The 19,711-nt window shown below is 70.0% G+C and carries 12 protein-coding genes; 8 read left to right on the top strand and 4 right to left on the bottom strand.

Annotation, left to right across the window (positions count from 1 at the left end; translation table 11 throughout):
• Positions 1-84: 84 nt before the first annotated feature.
• The 7 genes from H6844_00525 (at position 85) to H6844_00495 (ending at position 12,461) form a co-directional block, all read left to right on the top strand.
• Positions 85-1,923, top strand: a complete 1,839-nt coding sequence (locus H6844_00525; GenBank protein MCB9927889.1) for an outer membrane protein assembly factor — start codon at positions 85-87, stop codon at positions 1,921-1,923.
• Positions 1,920-5,900, top strand: coding sequence for a translocation/assembly module TamB domain-containing protein (locus tag H6844_00520; GenBank protein MCB9927888.1), 3,981 nt, complete (start codon positions 1,920-1,922; stop codon positions 5,898-5,900). Before H6844_00525 ends, H6844_00520 begins: the two co-directional genes overlap by 4 nt.
• Before the next feature lie 99 nt (positions 5,901-5,999).
• On the top strand, positions 6,000-8,312 hold the full coding sequence (locus tag H6844_00515) for a xanthine dehydrogenase family protein molybdopterin-binding subunit (GenBank protein MCB9927887.1): 2,313 nt from the start codon (positions 6,000-6,002) through the stop codon (positions 8,310-8,312).
• A 142-nt stretch (positions 8,313-8,454) separates the two neighbouring features.
• Positions 8,455-9,423 carry an esterase gene (locus H6844_00510; GenBank protein ID MCB9927886.1) on the top strand — a complete coding sequence of 323 codons (969 nt, stop codon included), beginning with the start codon at positions 8,455-8,457 and terminating at the stop codon, positions 9,421-9,423.
• A 108-nt stretch (positions 9,424-9,531) separates the two neighbouring features.
• Positions 9,532-10,284: a hypothetical protein gene (locus H6844_00505; protein ID MCB9927885.1), complete on the top strand. Its 753-nt coding sequence runs from the start codon at positions 9,532-9,534 to the stop codon at positions 10,282-10,284.
• Positions 10,285-10,322: 38 nt separating this feature from the next.
• Entirely contained in the window at positions 10,323-11,396 is a 1,074-nt protein-coding gene (locus tag H6844_00500; protein ID MCB9927884.1) for an LLM class flavin-dependent oxidoreductase, read from the top strand.
• A 171-nt stretch (positions 11,397-11,567) separates the two neighbouring features.
• Positions 11,568-12,461 (top strand): ABC transporter substrate-binding protein, encoded by an 894-nt coding sequence (locus tag H6844_00495; GenBank protein ID MCB9927883.1) that lies wholly within the window; start codon positions 11,568-11,570, stop codon positions 12,459-12,461.
• 87 nt (positions 12,462-12,548) lie between these two features.
• Here H6844_00495 and arsJ read toward each other — a convergent pair whose 3' ends face one another.
• The 4 genes from arsJ to H6844_00475 form a co-directional block, all read right to left on the bottom strand.
• Positions 12,549-13,847 (bottom strand): organoarsenical effux MFS transporter ArsJ, encoded by a 1,299-nt coding sequence (gene arsJ, locus H6844_00490; GenBank protein MCB9927882.1) that lies wholly within the window; start codon positions 13,845-13,847, stop codon positions 12,549-12,551.
• A gap of 172 nt (positions 13,848-14,019) precedes the next feature.
• Entirely contained in the window at positions 14,020-15,042 is a 1,023-nt protein-coding gene (locus H6844_00485) for an ArsJ-associated glyceraldehyde-3-phosphate dehydrogenase (protein MCB9927881.1), read from the bottom strand.
• Between the two features lie 23 nt (positions 15,043-15,065).
• Entirely contained in the window at positions 15,066-15,950 is an 885-nt protein-coding gene (locus H6844_00480) for a metalloregulator ArsR/SmtB family transcription factor (protein ID MCB9927880.1), read from the bottom strand.
• A 54-nt stretch (positions 15,951-16,004) separates the two neighbouring features.
• Positions 16,005-19,028 (bottom strand): cytochrome P460 family protein, encoded by a 3,024-nt coding sequence (locus H6844_00475; GenBank protein ID MCB9927879.1) that lies wholly within the window; start codon positions 19,026-19,028, stop codon positions 16,005-16,007.
• A gap of 211 nt (positions 19,029-19,239) precedes the next feature.
• Between H6844_00475 and H6844_00470 the strand changes: the two genes are divergently transcribed.
• On the top strand, positions 19,240-19,707 hold the full coding sequence (locus tag H6844_00470; GenBank protein MCB9927878.1) for a (2Fe-2S)-binding protein: 468 nt from the start codon (positions 19,240-19,242) through the stop codon (positions 19,705-19,707).
• Positions 19,708-19,711 lie beyond the last annotated feature (4 nt).

The following is a 19,711-nucleotide window of genomic DNA, read 5'->3' as shown; positions in this document are numbered from 1 at the left end:
AGGAGCGGCCGTAGCGAGGTGTGCTGCGCATCGCAGCGCACCGGCCCAGCCTTTGTCTGCCCGTTGACGCCATGGGACCGACCCTTGACCCCTTTCTCCGCGTTTGGAGCCTTTGCCTTGCTGTCGCTGGCCGCGATGGGCTTGGCGACGACCCTGCCGCCCGCGGCCCTGGCCGAGGACGCGCCGCCGGCCATCGACGAGCCGGTCGAGATCGCGTCCTACACCGTCGCGGTGAAGGACGCGCCGAACGATGCCGTCGCCGCCGACCTGGAAAAGGCGCTGGCGCTCTACCGTTATCAGGAAAACGGCGCGCCGAGCCTGGCGCTGCTGCGCCGCCGGGCGCAGGACGACCGGACGGTGGTGCAGAAGGTGCTGCGCTCGCACGGCTATTATGAGGGCGATGCCCGCGTGGACGTGGCGGCGGGCGAGGACGGCAAGAGCGCCGCCGTGACCGTCACGGTGCAGCCGGGCCGCCCTTACGTTCTGAGCGAACACACCTTCCTGCTGACGCCGACCCCGCTGGCCCAGGCCATGCCGAAAAAGGCGGACTCGCATTTCGGCTCGCCGGTGGGGCAGCCGGCGGAGGCGGCCGGGATCCTTGCGGCCGAGGAACAGGTGGTGGGCGCGCTGAAAACCGTGGGCTATCCCTATGCCCGCCTGATCAAGCGCGATGCGGAGATCGACCCGGAAGCCGCGACCATGCAGGTCACCAGCCGCATCGACACCGGCCCGCTCGTGACCTATGGCGACCTGTCGATCCAGGGGGCGACCGGCATCGACGACGCCTATCTGCGCACCTATCTGCCCTGGAAGAAGGGCGAGCCGGTCAATACCGTCAAGCTGACCGAATACCAGCGCAGCCTGATCGGCACCGGCCTGTTCAATGCCGGCTCGGTGCTGCTGCCGGAGACCGCGCCGCCCCCCGGCGCCGCGCCGGTGACCGCACGGCTGGAGCCGCGGCCCTTTCGCTCCATCGCCGTCGGCGTCAACTACTCGACCGATCTCGGCCCCGGCGCCAAGGCGGAGTTCGACCATCGCAACCTGTTCGGCGCCAACGAGACCCTGCGCCTGACCACGGACGTGACGGCGTCGGAACAGCATCTGGACGGCCAGCTGCGCAAACCCCAGTTCCGGCGCAACAAGCAGGACCTGGTGGGCCAGGTGTCGCTGCGCCATATCGAGGACGATGCCTTCGACGAGACCGGCATCACCCTGACGCTGGGCCTGGAACGGCAGTTGAGCCGGTTCTGGCGGGCGGGCCTGGGCGGCCTGGCCGAGGTGACCGACACCACCTCCAGCGATGCCGAGGGCCGGGCTTATCTGGTGGGCATGCCCGCCTTCGCGCAGTACGACAACAGCGACGACCTGCTGAACCCGTCCAAGGGCATCCGCCTGCACGTGGCGACGACGCCGTTCATGGGCCGGTTCGACAGCCGGTTCACGCCGTTTCTTCTGACCGAACTGAACGGCGCGAGCTATTTCGACCTGACCGGCAAGAAACGCTATATCGCGGCGGTGCGCACGCGCCTGGGCAGCATTCTGTCCGGCGACCTGAGCGACGTGCCGGCCGGCCGGCGGCTCTATGCCGGCGGCGGCGGTTCGCTGCGCGGCTATGCCGAGCGCAAGATCGGGCCGCTGGACTCGCACGACGACCCCACCGGCGGCCGGTCGGTGGTGGAGGCGGTGGCCGAGTTGCGGGCGCAGGTCTATGGCGATTTCGGCCTGGCGGTGTTCGCGGGCGCCGCCTCCGTCAGCGAGGACGTGGTGCCGACCTTCAGCAGCGGCATGCAGTTCTCTGCCGGCCTGGGCTTCCGTTACTACTCGCCGCTGGGGCCGATCCGGGCCGATGTCGCGGTGCCGCTGAACCCGCGCAGCGTCGACGATTCCTTCCAGATCTACTTCTCGATTGGACAAGCGTTTTGAGCCGCCGTCGCTTTCTGCCGCTGCTGTTCGTCCTGACGCTGGCCGCCGCGCCGCTGCTGCCGGCGCCGGCGGCCGCACTGTCGCTGTTCGGGCTGAAAAACTCGCTGATCCAGTTCGCGCTGGACCAGATCAACGTGCCCGGCTCGCTGGAAATCACCGTCGACAAGGTGGAGGACCCGGAGGAAGGCGGCACCGATCTGCTGGGCGTGAGCATTGCCGACGCCCAGGGCGTGTGGCTGCGCATCGGCAAGGTGTCGATGAACTGGAACCCGTCGCGGCTGGTCCAGGGCGAGGTGTTCGTCACCAAGCTGACGGCGGACGATGTCGAGGTGCTGCGCAAGCCGGTGCCGGCGCCGCCGGACCCGGCGGCCGAGAAGCCGGCGGAAGACGCCGCGGCGGGGCGGCTCGCCTGGCCGCGCTCGCCCATCGCCGTGACGGTGGAGGGCATGAAGCTGACCCGCGTGCGCATCGCCGGCGGCGTGCTGGGGCCGAGCCCGCTGGCCTTCGACGCCGGCGGCCATTTTCGGGACGAGGGCGACGTGCAGTCGGCGGCGCTGAGCCTGGACCGCACCGACGCCGTGACCGGCACCATCCGCTTCGACTACACCCGCAATTTCCAGACCGACCTGCTGCGCCTGGTGCTGAACGCGCACGAGGCGCCGGGCGGCGTGGTGGCCGAACTGGCGGGCCTGCCGCCCGATGCCGCCGCCGACGTGCAGGTGCAGGGCGAGGCGCCGGTGGCGGACTGGCGCGCGCAGATGACCGCCAAGATCGACGACATGGGCCGGGTCCAGGGCGAGGTGGGCGTGGCCTCGGTGCAGCCGCTGGCGGTGACGCTGGATGTCTGGGCCCAGGCCGAGGGCCAGTTGCAGGCGCAGGCGGCGCCCTGGCTCGCCGATCCGGTCGGCCTGCGCGCCGACCTCACCGCCCGCGAGGACGGGGTGCTGGACCTGCGCGACTTGGTGCTGGGCCTGAATTTCGGCCAGGTGCAGGCCGCCGGCACGTTCGACCCCGGCTCCGGCGCCGTCGACGCCACCGCCAAGATCGACGTGGACCGGCTGGGCGATCCGCTGGTGGCGTTCGGCACGGTGGAGGGGTTGCATTTCGACGGCAAGGTCGGCGGCACCACCGACAGGCTGACCGGCGACGGCCGGTTCCGGCTGGCGAGCGTGCGCGCCGACGCCCTGGCCGTGGACGACCTGGACGTGAAGGGCCAGGTGACGCTGGCCGGCAGCGATCTGGCCTTCCAGGTGCAGGGCGCGGCGGCTCGGTTGCTGGCCGACAAGCTCGATCTGGCCAAGGGCCGGCCGGTGACGCTCGACCTGGCCGGCGCACTGGCGGGCAAGACCCTGACGCTGGAGCATCTGGCGCTGGACGGGCCGGTGTTGACCGGCAAGGCCGGCGGCACGGTGGAACTGGCGGACCAGACCCTGGACCTGCACTACGAGGTGCGGGTGCCGGACCTGACGCCGGTCGCGGGCCCCTATGACGTGAAGGCGGCGGGCGCGGTGGTCTCGAAAGGCGATTTCGCCGGGCCGTTCGCGACGGCGCGGCTGAAGGCGGCGACGGAGTTGCAAAACTTCGCCATGGACGGCCGGCGGGTGGGCAATGCGCGCCTGCAACACGACATCGCGCTGGGCAAGGCGATCACCGGCGCGGTGCGGCTGGCGGCGAATACGGTGGACTATGGCCCGGTCAAGGCCACCGCCGACCTGCGGCTGGCCGGCGACTCGCTGACGGTGACCGGGCTGACGGCGGATGCGCTGGGCGTCGCCGCCGCCGGCGACGGCCCGGTCAGCGCCGATCTGGCGGCGGGGCTGGTGGAAGGCCGCCTCAACTGGCGGGCCGCAGACCTGAAAACGCTCGCCAGGCTGGCTGGCACGGATCTGGCCGGCCGGGCGGAGGGCAGCCTGGCCTTGCAGCCGGTCCAGGGCCGGCAGGATGCGACCGTGGCGATGACGCTCGCCAACGGCCGGGCCGCGTCCGCCCGGCTGTCGCGGCTGACGGTGAAGGCGGCGCTCCGCGATGCGCTGGGCGCGGTGCCGGTGGTCGACGCCACCGTCCATGGCGAGGGGATCGAGGCCAGCAAGGCGCGGCTCGGCCCCGTGGACCTGACCCTGAAAGGGCCGTTGAACAAGGCCGCGCTGGCGCTGAAGCTGGCGGGCAAGGCGCCGGACGACAAGCCGATCGCGGCGGAGAGCGCGGCGGTGCTGGACCTGCTGGGCCAGCCGCTGACGGTGACGGTTTCCAGCCTGACGGCAAGCCACGACACGACGGAAGCACGGCTGTTGCAGCCGCTCACGCTCACCTCCGGCCAGGGGCGCACCCGGGTGGATGGGCTGCGCCTCGGCGTGCCGGGCGGCGAGATCGCCGGCAAGGCCGACCTGCTGGGCCAGCGGCTGAAGGCGGCGCTGACCGCGACTTTCGGCGATCTGGGCCCGCTCGCCAAGCTGGCGAGCCTGCCGATCGAGGGCGGCAGGCTGGACGCCAAGGTCGACTATGACAGCCGCGCCCCGGCCTCGGCCGACCTGCGCTTCACCGACCTGCAACTGGCGGACCTGCCGGGCAAGGGCAATGCCCTCGGCGCCCAGGTCACCGCGGCCTGGGACGGGCGCGAGGCCAAGGCCTCGGCGGCGATCAGCGGCAATTTCGGCGATCCGATCCGGGTGGACGGCACGCTGGGCCTGCGCCCGGGCGGGCTGGTGCCGCAGCCGCGCAAGAGCGCGCCGCTGGCGGGCCATGTGCGCTGGCAGGGCCGGCTGGAACGGCTGTGGGCGCTGGTGCCGGCGGCGGACAACTACATGGCCGGCGCGGCCGATGTGGACCTGACCCTGGGCGGCACGTTCGGCGCCCCGACCGTTGCCGGGCGCACGGACATCACCAACGGCCGCTATGAGAATTTGCAGGTCGGCACGGTGCTGACCGATCTGAACGCCCGCTCCTCGGTCGGGGCCGACGGCACCTACAAGGTGACGCTGGAGGCGAAAGACCCGTCGGGCGCGCCGGTGACCGGGCATGTGGCGGTGCAGGGCACGGCGCTGGACGCGGCCATCGACACGAAGAAGGCGCTGCTGGTGCGCCGGGCCGATGCGACCGCACTCGTCACCGCCGCGATCAAGGCCACCGGCACGCTGACCCACCCGGACGTCAAGGGCGACGTGCTGGTGGACCGGGCCGAAATCCGGCTGGTGCACGCGGTGCCGCCCTCCATCGCCGAACTGGGCGAGGTGCGGGTGAAGGGCGCGCCGAAGCCGAAGCCGAAGCCGAAGAAAGAGGGGCGGATCGGCCTGGATATCCGCGTGCACGCGCCAGGCAATCTGTTCGTGCGCGGGCGCGGCCTCGATTCCGAATGGAAGATGGACCTGAAGGTCGGCGGCACCGCCAGCAAGCCGCGGGTGACCGGTTCGATCGACAAGGTGCGCGGGCAGTTGTCGCTGCTGGGCAAGGCGTTCGACCTGAATCGCGGCCAGATCAGCTTCTCCGACCCGACCGCCGTCGATCCGGCACTGGACGTGGCCCTGTTGCGGACCTCAGACGGGATTACCGGCGGCATCACCATCACCGGCCCGGCCTCGAAACCGACCATGGACTTCACCTCGACGCCGAGCCTGCCGCAGAGCGAGATCATGCCGCGCCTGCTGTTCGGCCAGTCGGCCCAGTCGCTGTCGCCGTTGCAGGCGCTGGACCTGGCCAACGGCATCGCGACGCTGATGGATGGCGGCGCCGGCACGCTGGACCGGGTGCGCGGCGCCATCGGCCTGGACGTGCTGCGGGTCGACAACAGCGGCGACAGCACCGGCGTCACCGTCGGCCAAAACGTGGCCGAGGGGGTGTTCGTCGGCGCGACCCAGCCCATCGACGGCACCCCGCCCAAGGTGCGGGTCGAAGTGGAGGTGCTGGACGACATTGTGGTCGACAGCGAGGCCGGCGTGCAGGGCAACTCGTCGGTCGGCGTGAAGTGGCGGCGCGATTTCTGAGCCCGTCCCGGCGGTTGGGCGGCGGGACGGGGCGGCGCCTCTTCCGTTCCGGCGCCGGGCGTGCTGGAATGGCAGGCCACCCGAGACGGAGACCGCCCGATGGCACAGTTTGGCCTGTCGCAACCGCTTTTGCGGCTGGAAGACCCGGCGCTTTTGATCGGCCAGGGCCGGTTTCTGGACGATCTGGGCTTTCCGGGCCTGGCCCATGGCTATGTGCTGCGCAGCCCGCACGCGCACGCCGCGATTCGCGGCGCCGACACCGCTGCGGCGGCCGCCATGCCGGGGGTGCTGGCGGTCTACACTGCCGACGACGTGCAGGCGCTGGGCGATATTCCGACATTGGCGTTCCCGAAACTGGTCGACGGCACCGACTACCGCCATCACGGCCAGCCGGTGCTGGCCCGGGGCCGGGTGCGCTATGCCGGCGAGCCGGTCGCCTTCGTCGTCGCCGAGACGCGCGAGCAGGCGCGCGACGCCGCCGAGGCCATCCTGGTCGACTACAACCCGCTTGCCGTGGTCACGGACGCGAAAGGGGCGATTGCCGCCGAGGCGCCACAGCTCTGGGACGATGCGCCGGCCAATCGCTCGTTCGAGTTCGAACTGGGCGATGCCGCGGCGACCGAGGCCGGGTTCGCGCGGGCGGCGCGGGTGGTTCGGCTCGACGTGATCAACAACCGGGTGATCCTGAATGCGGCGGAGACGCGGGGCGCGCTCGGCCGGTATGAGGACGGGCGCCTCATCCTGCACGCCACCACGCAGATGCCGCACAGGTTGAAGGAGCAGGTGGCCGACACCGTGTTCCGCGTGCCGCGCGAGGCCGTGCGGGTGCTGGTCGGCGATGTCGGCGGCGGCTTCGGCGGCAAGAACGGGCTCTATCCGGAAAACTGCCTGGTGCTGTTTTCCGCCCGCGCGCTCGGCCGGCCGGTGAAATGGGTGAGCGACCGGGACGAGGCGTTTCTGTCCGACACCGGCGGCCGGGACAATGTCACCACCGGCGAACTGGCCCTCGACGCCGCCGGCGAGCCGCTGGGCTTCCGGGTGCGGACCTATGCCAATCTGGGCGCCTACAACGCCAACGGCGCCGCGGTGTCGCCGACCAACATGCACATGGCGCCGAACGCCTATCGCATCCCGGCCGTCTATATCCGCGTCACGGGCACCTTCACCAACACCGCGCCGGTGGATGCCTATCGTGGCGCCGGCCGGCCGGAGATCACCTATCTGATCGAGCGGCTGGTGGACCGCGCCGCCCGCGACCTGGGCGAGGACCCGATCGCCTATCGCGCCCGCATCGCGCTGGCGCCCGACGCCTTCCCCTACACGACGCCGACCGGGCTCACCTATGAAAGCGCCGATTTCGGCGCCCTGTTGGAGCAGGCGAAGCAGCGGGTGGACTGGGACGGTTTTGCCGCCCGCCGCGCCGCCAGCCAGGCGGAGGGGCGTCTGCGCGGCCTGGGCGTCTGCCTCTATATCGAGCGCTGCGGCGGCGGCCCGGCGCTGAGCGAGGCGGCCCGGGTCGATGTGTGCGCCGACGGCCGGGTCGAGGTGCGGATCGGCAGCCAGAGCAACGGCCAGGCGCACCGCACCGCCTATGCCCAGGTGGTGAACGAATGGCTGGGCACGGACCCGCACAAGGTGGTGGTGATCCAGGGCGACACCGACGAGGTCGAAACCGGCACCGGCACCGGCGGCTCCTGGTCGATCCCCATGGGCGGCGGCGCCATCGCGCGCGCGGCGGACAAGGTGATTGCCAAGGCCAGACGCATCGCCGCGCAGAAATTCGAGGCGGCGGAAGCGGACATCGCCTTTGCCGACGGCATGGTCTCGGTGGCGGGCACCGACCTGCGCCTGTCGCTGCCGGAGCTGGCCGCACTGGCCGACGATCCGGCCAACCTGCCGCCGGGCGAGGAACCGGGCCTGGGCGGATTCGACCGCTTCGTGCCCGAAAACCACACCTTCCCCTATGGCGTCCACATCGCCGAGGTGGAGGTGGACAAGGAGACCGGCGGCTTCGCGCTGGAAGCCTATACCATGGTGCACGATTTCGGCCGGGCGCTGAACCCGCTGTTGCTGGCGGGCCAGGTGCATGGCGGCGTAGCCCAGGGCATCGGCCAGGCGCTGTTCGAGCGGGTGGTGTTCGCCGAGGACGGCCAGTTGCTGACCGGCTCCTACATGGACTACCACCTGCCGCGCGCCAGCGACCTGCCGGATTTCGACTTCGTGCCGGTGGAAACGCCGACCGTCGCCAACCCGCTGGGCGTCAAGGGCTGCGGCGAGGCGGGCGCGACCGGCGCACCGCCGACGGTGATCAACGCCCTGCTGGACGCGCTGGCGCCGCTGGGGGTCCAGCACATCGACATGCCGGCGACGCCGGAAGCGGTGTGGCGGGCGATGCGGGGGGCGGGAGCATGACCGTATCCCGCAGTCCCTTCATCCCGAGTGGTGCCGAAGGCGCGTATCGAGGGATCGGTCTTGCAAAGGCCGTGCCCCTCGATCCGCCGGCACTGCCGGCTACTCGGGGTGAAACGCAATGCAGGCTAAGGAAGCTGACCCCATGAGTTTCTCCGTCCGCGCCATCGGCGGCTTTCATCTCGGCGGCCGCATGGTCGAGCTTTCCGGCCTGCCGGTGCGCCGGGCGCGGATCACCAAGAGCGGCCCGGAGATCGAAATCGACCCGAACGGCCGGTTCGCGGTCGAGCAGATGTACGTGCAGTACACGCTGCTGGCGGCCCCCTCCTACCCCTATCCGGTGCTGCTATGGCACGGTGGCGGCCAGACCGGCGTCACCTGGGAGGACACGCCGGACGGGCGGCCCGGCTGGCAGCAGCGCTTCCTGGAGGCCGGCTTCGACGTCTATTGCTCCGACGCGGTCGAGCGCGGCCGGGCCAGTTGGGCGAAGTCTCCCGAAGTGTTCGAGGGCGAGCCGATCTTCCGCTCGCAGCAGGATGCCTGGCGCATGTTCCGCTTCGGCCCGCTCGACGGGTTTCACGTGGAACACGAGCAGCGCACCTATTTCGCCGACAGCGAATGGCCGGCAGACGCGACGGACCAGTACCAGAAGCAGGTGGTGGCCCGCTGGGCCGGCCACGATGCGATCACGCAGAAAGCCTATGACGAACTGGTCGAGCGGGTCGGTCCGTGCGTGATCGTCAGCCACAGCCAGTCCGGCGCGTTTTCCTTCCAGGCGGCGGTGAACAACCCGGCGAAGGTCCGGGCGGTGGTGAGCCTGGAGCCCTCCGGCCCGGCGGACGCCACCGAGGCCCGATTGCGGGCGCTCGCCGCGGCGGGCACGAAGCACCTCGTTCTGTGGGGCGACCATTTCGAGGGCCATGAGCGCTGGGCGATTTTCCGCGGTGCGGTCGCCGCTTACGGACAGCGCGTGGCCGCGGCCGGCGGCGACTGGGCCGAGTGGGACCTGCCGCAAATGGGTATTGCCGGCAACTCGCATTTTCCGATGATGGACCGGAACAGCGACCTGATCGCGCGCATGGTGCAGCAATGGCTGGCCGATCACGTGCCGTGACCGGCGCGCTGGCGTGCCAGGATGGGGCGTGCCAGGATGGGGCCAACCAAGCATAACGAGGATCCGCCCGATGCCCCGTTCCCTCGATCCGCCGGAAGGACCCCGCGCATGTCGTCTCTCGCCGAACGTCTCCGTCTCGCCGAACTGAGCGGCGCTGCCATCGCCATCGACCCCGCCGATTTTCCCGCCGACGAAGCCGCGGTCGTGGCGGTGCAGAACGAGGTGTTCCGCCTCGCCGCGCGCCATGCCGGCGGCTGGAAGGCGGGGCCGCCGCCGGAGGGCATGGCGGATACCGGCTGCGCACCGTTGGCCTCGGAATGGACGCGGATCTCGCCGGCGACGGTGCGGGCGCCCGGGCAGCCGCTGCTGGTCGAGAGCGAGTTCGTGCTGCGCTTCGGCTTCCCAGTGCTGCCGGAAAGCGCGCCGCACACGCCGCTCTCCATCTCGGCCTATATCGACGCGCTGGCGCCGGGGATCGAACTGGTCTGGCGGCGGGTGACCAATCCCGGCGGGCCGGAAACCGCGCTGCTCTACCAGGCGGATGCGAACGGCCATGCGGGCATGGTGCTGGGCGAATGGCGCGAGAACTGGCGCGAACTGGACCTCGCCAACCTGAAGGTCACGCAGTACCGCAACGGCAAGGTGCATGCCGAGGGCAGCAGCGCCAAGACCATGGGCGGCAATCCGCTGGCGGTGGCGGCGGCGCTGGCGAACCGGGAGGCGCGGCTGGGCCGGGCGCTGCCGGCGGGCGTCTGGGTCACCACGGGGTCGTGCACCGGGGCGCTGGAAATCCAGCCGGGCGACACGATCCGCAGCGAATATCCGGACCTGGGCGTGGTCCAGGTGACGATTGCCGGCTGAACCGGGCCGGCCGGGACTTTGAGAGAGGACTCCAAGCCATGGATTTCGGCATAGCGCTGGCCACGACAGCGGACTCGTGGAAGTTGGTGAAGCGGGCGGAGGAGCTGGGCTTCAGCCATGCCTGGTTTTATGACACGCAGATGCTGTCGGCCGACTGCTTCGTCGCCATGGGGGCGGCGGCGGTGAACACGGACCGGATCCGGCTCGGCACCGGCGTGCTGATCCCGTCGAACCGGATTCCGGCGGTGACCGCCAACGCGTTCGCGACCCTGAACCAGCTGGCGCCGGGGCGGATCGATTTCGGCGTCGGTACCGGCTTCACCGGCCGGCGCGCCATGGGCTTCGGCGCCATGAAGCTGGCGGACATGGCGGAGTATATCCGCGTCGTCTACGGCCTGCTGGCGGGCGAGAAGGTGGAGACCACGTTCGAGGGCAAGCCGGCGCGCATCAAATTCCTCAACCCCGAGGCGGGGTGCATCAATATCGACGACCCGGTCCGGCTCACCCTCTCGGCCATGGGGCCGAAAGGACGGCGGCTGACGGCGAAGCTGAAGGCGGACTGGATGACCTTCACCAACGGGCCGGAGCCCGCGGGCGCGCAACTGGCGGACATGCAGGCCGCCTGGGCCGAGGCCGGCCATGCGGCGAGCGAGCTTTACGCGGCCCATTTCGCGCTCGGCTGCGTGCTGGACGAGGACGAGCCGGCGGACTCGCCGCGGGCCATCGCCCAGGCGGGGCCGCGGGCGATGGTGCAGTTGCACCGTGCCGTCGACGAGGCGGTGATGGGCCTGCCGAATACCCAGAAACTGCCGGACTGGCTCGCCGAACTGCGCGACCGGTATGTGCAGGCCGCCGCCAGCTTCGACCCGGAGGAGCCGGACCGCTATCTGGTCACCCACAAGGGCCATTTGATGTTCGTCCGCCTGGAAGAGCGGCGGTTCGCGACCGCCGATCTGATCCGCTACACCTCGTTCACCGGCACCGAGGCGGAGATCAAGGCGGATATCGAGGCGCTGCGCGCCGCCGGCTACCGCCAGTTCACCGTGCAACTGGTGCCGGGCCAGGAAGACGCCATCGCCGACTGGGCCCGGATCATGCAGGCGTTTGCGTGAGAAGCGCAAACGCACCAAAGACTTCATCCCGAGTTGCCGGGCGAAGCGCGGCGTATCGAGGGAGCGCAGCGGATGCGGTAACAAACGTCCCTCGATACGGGCCTCCGGCCCCACTCGGGATGAAGGCATGAACCGGGAGAGCCGTTCTCCCTATCAAGCGGAAGTCCAACCATGCCCGAACCCATCACCCTGCTCGAAAACCTGCGCGCCGTGTTCTATGCGCCGTTCTACATGGCCGTGGACCGGGGCTATTTCGCCGATGCCGGCGCGGACGTGCGTTTCGTCGAGTCGCCGGACCCGGGCGATACCCTGCCGCGCCTGCTCTCGGGCGAGGTGGATCTCTGCTGGGGCGGGCCGCTCAGGGTGATGCGCACGCTGGACCGGCAGCCGGATTGCGGCCTGGTCTGTTTCGGCGAGGTGGTGGGTCGCGACCCGTTCTTTCTGGTGGGCAAAGGGTTCGGCGAGGCCTTCGCCCTGGCCGACCTGACCGGCAAGCGCCTCGCCGTCGTCAGCGAGGTGCCGACGCCCTGGGTGTGCCTGCGCCAGGACCTGGCCGATGCCGGCGTCGCCGTGGCCGACATCGCCGTGGTCGAGGGCCGGACCATGGGCCAGAACGAGGCGGCTTTGGCGGCGGGCGGGGTCGACGCCTTCATGGCCTTCCAGCCCTTTGCCGAGCGGGCCGCGCGCCAGCCGGGGGCGCGGGTGATCTACACCGCGGCGGACCGGGGGCCGGCGGCCTATACCTGTTTCTACACCACACGGGCGACGCTGGAACGGCGGCGGGACGATTTCCGCGCCATGGCCGCGGCCTGCCGCCGCGCGGTGCAGCAACTCTATGCCGAGGGTGCCGGCGCGGCGGTGCCGACGCTGCAAAAATACTTCCCGGATGAGCCGGCGGAACTGCTGGAGGCGGCGGTGGCGCGCTATCTGCGCCACAAGCTCTACAACCCGACCGGCGCCCTGCCGGAGGAAGGCGTGGGCTGGCTGAAGCGGGCGATGCTGACCTCCGGCTTGATCCGGAACGACGTGCCGTTCGACGCCTGCGTCGACAACTCGCTGGTGTGATTACGGCTTCTTGAGAGCGTGTTCCCCGGACGGTGCGGAGCGCCCTTGTTCCCCGGATGGCGGCTCCGCCACCTCCGGGGTATACCCTCAGGCCGCAACCCCCCGCTCCAGCCGGCGGGCGCACCACCAGCTTGCCGTTGCCATGGCCGCCGCGGTGGCCAGACACGCCGGCAGCCCGCCCGCCTGATAGCTGAGGCCGGAAAGCAGCGTGCCGACCAGGCGACCGGCGGCGTTGGACATGTAGTAGAAGCCCACATCCATCGTCACCCGGTCGGCCTGGGTGAAGGCCAGGATCAGGTAGGAGTGCAGCGAGGAATTCAGCGCGAACACGGCGCCGAACGCCAACAGGCCCAGCACCAGCACCGCCGTCAGCCCGTCTGTGGTGCTGTCGCCGGCGACGAGCGTCAGCGCGGCCAGCGCCGCCGGGATCAGCAGCAGCACGCCGACCCAGAACCGCGCCATCGCGACCGCATCGGCCACCGAATGCTCGCGGGCGCGCAGCAGTTTCGGCGCAAAGCCCTGGATGACACCATAGCCGATGATCCAGGCGGCCATGAAACCGCCGACGGCAAAGAACGCGGCACGGTCGCCGGCCGCGGACCCGTCCGACAGCACGCCGTAGAAATAGATCGGGATGCCGACCACGAACCAGACGTCACGCGCGCCGAACAGGAACAGGCGCGCCGCCGACAGGCGGTTGACGGCGGCGTTCTTGGAGAACACCTCCGTGAATTTCACCGTTTTCTTTCCCCGCGGCAGCCCGGCCGGCATGAACAGGACGACGGCGGCGAAGATCAGGGCCAGCACCGCCGCCATGCCGATCACCGAGGCCTGAAAGCCCCAGAGCGCCAGCAGGGCCGCGCCCAGCAGGAAGCCCAGCCCCTTGACCGCATTCTTGGAGCCGGTGAGGGCTGCGACCCAGCGGAACAGCGCGCCGTTGTCGTCGGCGGGCACTAGCACCTTCACGGCGCTCTTGGCGCTCATCTTGGCCAGGTCCTTGGCGACGCCGGAGACGCCCTGCACCGCCATGACGAAGACCACGGAGGTGGCCAGCGGCCAGGTCGGGTCCAGTTGCGCAAGCGCGACCAGGGCCGCGATCTGGCAGCCGAGGCCCGCATAGAGCGTCGTCGTCAGGCCGAAGCGCGCGGCGATCCAGCCGGCGGACAGGTTGGTGACGACGCCCATGACCTCGTAGAGCAGAAACAGATAGGCGAGCTGAACCGGCGAAAAGCCGAGCGTGTGGAAGTGCAGCAGCACCAGCATGCGCAGCGCGCCGTCGGTCAGCATGAACGCCCAATAGGCCGCGGTCACCGCCATGTAGGCGGCAAGCGCGTTGCGGCGGTCCGTGTCTTTGCGGTTGGGAGCGGTGCGGGAGGTGTCGGTCATGCGATTAGGGTCCTGCTGATCCCTCAGGCTTGCGCTTCATCCCGAGTAGGGCCGAAGGCCCGTATCGAGGGGGCCTCGCTTCGGGGGTGCTCCGGGTGCGCGGCGCCCCTCGATACGCCGCTTCGCGGCTACTCGGGATGGCGCGGGGGATGGTGGGGCGGGGCGGTTGCATTCACATCCCGTCGGCCACCAGGCGGGTCACGTCGGCGAGGCGGCAGACATAGCCCCACTCGTTGTCGTACCAGGCATAGAGTTTGGCCTGGGTGCCGTTCACCACCATGGTGCTGGGCGCGTCGATCACGGCCGAGCGCGGGTCGTTGACATAGTCCTGGCTCACCAGCGGCCGGGTCTCGTAGCCCAGAATGCCGGCGAGCGGTCCCGCCGCGGCGGCGGCAAACAGGGCGTTGATTTCCTCGGCGGACGTGGCGCGTTCCATCTCGAACACGCAGTCGGTGAGCGAGGCATTCAGCAGCGGCACGCGGATGGCGTGGCCGTTCAGGCGGCCCTTCAGTTCGGGATAGATCAGGGTGATGGCGGTGGCAGACCCGGTGGTGGTCGGCACCAGCGAGGTCAGCGCCGAGCGGGCGCGGCGCAGGTCCTTGTGCGGTCGGTCGACCAGGGTCTGGGTGTTGGTGACGTCGTGCACCGTGGTGATCGAGCCGTGGCGGATGCCGATCGCCTCGTGCAGCACCTTGACCACCGGGGCGAGGCAGTTCGTGGTGCAACTGGCCGCCGTCACCAGATCGTGCCGGGCCGGGTCGTAGCGGTCGTGGTTGACGCCGTAGACCAGGTTCAGCGCCGGCTCCTCCTTGATTGGCGCCGAGACCACGACCTTGCGCACGCCGGCCTCGTAATAGGGCCGGACCCTGGCGACCGTCTTGAAACTGCCGGTGCAGTCGATGACCAGATCGACGCCCAGGTCCGCCAGCGGCAGCGCCGCGATGGTGGTGGCGGCGGTGCAGCGGATGCGGTGGCCGGCAAGGTGCAGGTGGGTCTCGTCATGGCCGATGGGAGCGCCGCCCGGGGCGGGCCAGCGGCCATGCACGCTGTCGAATTCCAGCAGATGGGCGTGGGTGGCGGGGTCGCCGGCCTTGTCGTTGACCAGGACGATGCGGTTGGCCAAGCCCTGGTCCGCCAGGCGGCGCAGCAGGAGCTTGCCCATGCGGCCGAGGCCGTTGATGGCGATGCGGGGCATGGCGCGCGGTTCTTCTTCCGGTGTCAGGCGTAGGGGGTGGGCAGCGGCCGGTCGCGGCCGATGTCGTCGACGAAGCGTTGCAGCGACAGGCGGCCGACCGAGGCCATGGGCAGGGCGATGAAGGTGTGGATGCGCTGGCGCAGCATGCCGAACGCCTCGTTGAAGGCCTGGGCCTGCTCGGCCTCCTTGCCCTGCACCGCCACCGGATCGGGCACGCCCCAGTGGGCGGAAATCGGTTGGCCCGGCCAGGGCGGGCAATCCTCGTTGGCGGAGCGGTCGCAGACGGTGAAAACGAAGTCGAACCGCGGCGCGTCCGCGCCCTGAAACACCGAGACATTTTTCGAGGTCAGGCCGTCGGTGGCATAGCCGTTGGCCTTCAGCACCGCCAGCGCCCTTGGGTGCGGTTCCGAAAAGGCGCGGGTACCGGCGGAATAGGCCCGGAAGCGGCCGCCGCCGTCCTGACGCAAAATCGCCTCGGCAAACAGCGAGCGGGCGGAATTGCCGGTGCAGACGAACAACACGGTGAAACCGGGGTGGGGGAAGCCGGTTGCGGGCATGGCGGCCTCCGACGGCGGGGCGGTATTGGTGGCCTGGGCGAGCCCGGCGATGTCCGGCCGGCCGCGGCAGCAGTCGTCCAGCAGATAGGCGAGCAGATCGCCGGTGCCGGCCGGGTCGAGCGTGTAGTGGATGAAGCGGCCGTGCCGAGTGCGGCCGATCAGGCCAGCGCGGACCAGCAGGTCCAGATGGGCGGAGAGCGTGCTGGCGCCGATGTCCAGGGCGGCCGCGATCTCGGACGCGGGCACGCCCTGCGGCGCCCGCCGCGCCAGCAGGCGAAAGGCGGCGAGGCGGGCCGGATGGCCGAGGGCGGCAAGCCGCTCGGCGGCGGGATCGAGGGTGTCGGACTTCATAATTCGTCATTACGCGAAATGACGAATTGAGTCCAGACGGTTTGTGGGCCGGGCCTACTGGCCGATGGGCCGCACGCCGCTGGAGACGATCTCAAAGCGCCAGTCCTGCATGGCCGAGCCGTCCAGGTTCAGGTGGCCGGCCAGGAAGTAGAGCCGGTCGCGGTCCGGCCCCTTGGCGGTGCAGAACCGGTCCTGGAGATAGAAGGGTGGCGTCGCCTGATAGTGCAAAATGGCCTGCACCGCCACCGGCTCGCCCGGAAGATCGGCCAGCGGGATGACATAGTCGAGGGCGTCGCCGCCGCTGGCCTTGCCCGGCCGGTAGTGCGGGTCGTCGCCCACATGGTGCGGCCCCGCCTCCTCCGCCAGGTCGGCGCCGGCGCCGATGGATTTCGCCAGGTCGATGCGCTCTGCCAGCGGCAGGAAGCCATCCGGCAGCAGCCGGTTGTCCTTCACATTGGCGCAGATGGAGAGAAAACTGGTGGTCAGGTCGCCGCCGGGCGTCGGATCCTTGCCGCATTGCGGATTCTCGACCGGAGCCGGGGAGGTCACCAGTTCCTGATAGATCTGGGCCTGATCCTGGCGCGTGACCCGCTGGTAGTGCGGCTGGAATTGCGGCTGGCCGGGCGAGAGGCGGGCGCTGCAATCGTCGGCCCACCAGAGCTCGCCGGCGATGGGCCGGCCCTGGTCGTCGACGATCACGCCCGCGCCGTTGGTGCGGCCGCTGGCCCAGAGCGTCCGGCCGAGGCGGTCCAGCACCCGGAACTCGATGAAGGCGCGGCGGAAACCGACGCCGGACGGGAATTTGTGGCCGACCTTGTTGTTGACCGCGACCGTGGCGGTGAGCGTGCCGTCCCTGACCGCGCTCGCCACCACGGCGATGCCGGCGACCGCGTGCGTCGCCTGGTCGAGCATGGCCTGCTCGGTGCGCAACAGCGAGGGCAGGCCCTTGGAGGTCAGCATCGGGTCGGCGGTGGCGATGCCGAACACGTCCGGGAATTGCTGCGCCATGTTCACCAGGAACACGTTCAGGCCGACGAGCGTGTGCCGGGCAAAGCCGGAGCGCGGCTCCAGGTCGATATCCTCAGCGCCGAGCGCGTTTTCGGCGGCGGGAAAGTTCGAGTGCTCCTGAATGCCGGCGATTTTGGAGACGAAGGGCTTGCCGTCGGCGCCCTGGGTTTTCATGTGGCAGCCGCCGCAACTCTGGGGGCTGGCCCCTGCCTTGTAGGACAGGCCGGTGGTGGGTTGGGCGTCGGTGCGGAAGGCGCTGAACAGCCATTCCGGATAGGTGGTCTGCTCGTAGACCTGGCGGAGGGTCCGGCCCCGGTAAAACACCGGCAGGTGCACGGTGTGGCAGGTGCCGCAAAGCTCCGACGAGGCGAAGCCGCTGTCATGGTGCGGCGTGATGCCGAGCGCATGCTGCATCGGTTTCGGCTTCGGCTTCGGGAACGGGCCGTAAAGTTCGTCCGGCGGGCCGACGAAGAAGCTGCCGGTGAAGGTGCGGGCGAAGCCGGACAGGTCCTTGTTCAGGAAGTCCTGCCTTGCCTTGACGCAGGTGTTCTGCGGCTGGTCCTGCACCTTGGCCACCACCTTGGGGTCGAGCACCGCGTGGTGGCAGGCGGCACACGAAATGCCGTCGCGGGCCAGTGCGCCATAGTCGGCGTGTTTGGCGCCCGGATTGCCGGGCGGATAGGGCACGGCGGCCACCATCGCCCTCGTGAAGTCGCCGCAGGCGCTCTGGTCGGTGGGGTCGCCGCGGGCCAGCACGGTGTCGAGCTCGAACTGGCGCTGGCCCAGAATGCCGTGGCAGCCGAGGCAGGTGTTTTCTACCAGCGCCGGCGTTTCGGGGTTGGCCTTCGTGGCGGGGTGGAAGGTCTGCACCTCGCTGGCGAGCTGGGCAAAGAAGATCGGATCGCGGCCCGCCAGCCCCATGGGAGAGGAGCGCCAGGTGCCGTAGGGCGAGAGATTCTCCAGCATATACCCGTGCGCCTGGCTCACCGGCAGCGGCTTGGTCATGTCGAATTGCAGGCCGGTGCCGCCGGCGTCGTGGCAGCCGACGCACTGGTCGGAGGTGACGTACTGGCTCTCCAGCCCGGCGACGTCGCTCTGGCCCTTCTTCACCCAGACCACGTCATAGCTGGCGGACGGGAATTTGCTCACCGACTCCCAGCTGGGCGGGTTCGGGACGGTCCGGCCGAACGTGTCGGCGAAGGCGCCGTTATAGGCCAGCAACGGGTCGCCGAGGCGCGGGGCGGGGCCTTTCGGCAGGGTGATCTCGCGGTGATGCGTGATCGGCGGCGTCGGGTCGAGCGCGTAATCCTGGCTGAGAAAGGCGAGCGGCTCGCCCGGCTCGCCCTGGATGTTGTTCAGGGCGGCGAAGGTCAGATTGTCGGCCGCCGAGGCGTGGCAGTTCATGCAATACTGGCCGAAGCCCTGATAGGGCAGGCCGTTCGAAGGGCGCGGCGGCCAGTCGATATTGTCGGTGGTCCAGCCGAACCAGCCCCAATACCAGCCGTCCTGGCTGGCCTGGCTGTCGCGCACCATGAAGGCGGCGCCGGAGGATGGCAGCAATTGCAGCGGGTCCTCCGCGGCACAGCGGGCGGCGGGCGCGGTCATCATCTCCTTGACGATCATGGCGCCCTCGGGGATGGGCGTGTTCGCCGGTGCCCGGCCGGAGCCCTCCAGCGGCCGGTTGGCCTTCAGCCAGGCATGGAAGTCGGGCGAATACCAGATCACCACTGGCTGGTGGGTGCCGTAGTATTGTCCGACCCATTCGCCATCGACGAACCGGTTGGTATAGGGGCCGGTGTCGCGCACCCGCTTGTCGCGCACCCAGCCGGCCGCCGTGTCGCGGTGGCAGAAATTTCCGAAGAATTCCTGAAGGTTGGCCTCGTACTCGTTGAGCGGCAGGGCGCCGGGATGGCCGACGATGGGGCGCAGGGCGGCGCAGCGGGCCGGGTCTGACGGGACCAGCTTGGCCGGCTGCAGGTCGGGGCAATCCGCGGCGAGGGCGCCGGCGGCGAGCGCGGTGCCGGCGGTCAGCAGCAGGGCGAGGCCCAGACCCAGGGTTTTTGCCAGCATGCTCGGTCCTCCCCAATCGTATCTATCGGAACACAATCGCAGATTTCAACCAAGGGTGGAAGGCGGAATCCGGCGATAGGCCGTTGCTTTGCCTCGCCTCTTGCGCGGGGAGGCAAATCCGCGAGAATGGGGCTGCGACAATTCTGCGGCGCCGGCGGCCCGTTGGGGACGACGGCTGTCGCGGCGAGGCTTCAACGAAAAGAGGGAAGACATGCCCACAGTTTCCATGACCGTGAACGGTCAGGCGGTGTCGGCGGAGGTCGATGGCCGCACGCTGCTGGTGGACTTCATCCGCGAGCACCTGGCGCTGACCGGCACCCATGTCGGTTGCGACACCAGCCAGTGCGGCGCCTGCGTCGTGCATGTGAACGGCGAGGCCGCCAAGTCCTGCACCATGCTGGCGGTGCAGGCGGACGGCGCCGACGTGACCACGATCGAGGGCCTGTCGGCCGGCGACGACCTGCACCCGATGCAGGCGGCCTTCCGCGACAATCACGGCCTGCAATGCGGCTTCTGCACGCCGGGCATGATCATGAGCGCGGTCGACCTGGCCCGGCGCAACCCCAATCCGAGCGAGGCGGAAATCCGCAAGGGGCTGGAGGGCAATATCTGCCGCTGCACCGGCTATCACAACATCGTCAAGGCGGTCGCCCAGGGTGCCGCCGGCATGCGCGGCTAGCGGG

The organism is Alphaproteobacteria bacterium, from assembly GCA_020638555.1.
Taxonomy (GTDB): Bacteria; Pseudomonadota; Alphaproteobacteria; order Bin95; family Bin95; genus JACKII01.
Note: the sequence above shows the minus strand (reverse complement) of the source record. Positions and strands in the feature narration are given on the sequence as shown.

Bases quoted from the DNA above. Each gene is read 5' to 3' on its own strand.
- H6844_00515 (MCB9927887.1), top strand. From the start codon at position 6,000: ATGGCACAGTTTGGCCTGTCGCAACCGCTTTTGCGGCTGGAAGACCCG.
- H6844_00510 (MCB9927886.1), top strand. From the start codon at position 8,455: ATGAGTTTCTCCGTCCGCGCCATCGGCGGCTTTCATCTCGGCGGCCGC.
- H6844_00505 (MCB9927885.1), top strand. From the start codon at position 9,532: ATGTCGTCTCTCGCCGAACGTCTCCGTCTCGCCGAACTGAGCGGCGCT.
- H6844_00500 (MCB9927884.1), top strand. From the start codon at position 10,323: ATGGATTTCGGCATAGCGCTGGCCACGACAGCGGACTCGTGGAAGTTG.
- H6844_00495 (MCB9927883.1), top strand. From the start codon at position 11,568: ATGCCCGAACCCATCACCCTGCTCGAAAACCTGCGCGCCGTGTTCTAT.
- arsJ (MCB9927882.1), bottom strand. From the start codon at position 13,847: ATGACCGACACCTCCCGCACCGCTCCCAACCGCAAAGACACGGACCGC.
- H6844_00485 (MCB9927881.1), bottom strand. From the start codon at position 15,042: ATGCCCCGCATCGCCATCAACGGCCTCGGCCGCATGGGCAAGCTCCTG.
- H6844_00480 (MCB9927880.1), bottom strand. From the start codon at position 15,950: ATGAAGTCCGACACCCTCGATCCCGCCGCCGAGCGGCTTGCCGCCCTC.
- H6844_00475 (MCB9927879.1), bottom strand. From the start codon at position 19,028: ATGCTGGCAAAAACCCTGGGTCTGGGCCTCGCCCTGCTGCTGACCGCC.
- H6844_00470 (MCB9927878.1), top strand. From the start codon at position 19,240: ATGCCCACAGTTTCCATGACCGTGAACGGTCAGGCGGTGTCGGCGGAG.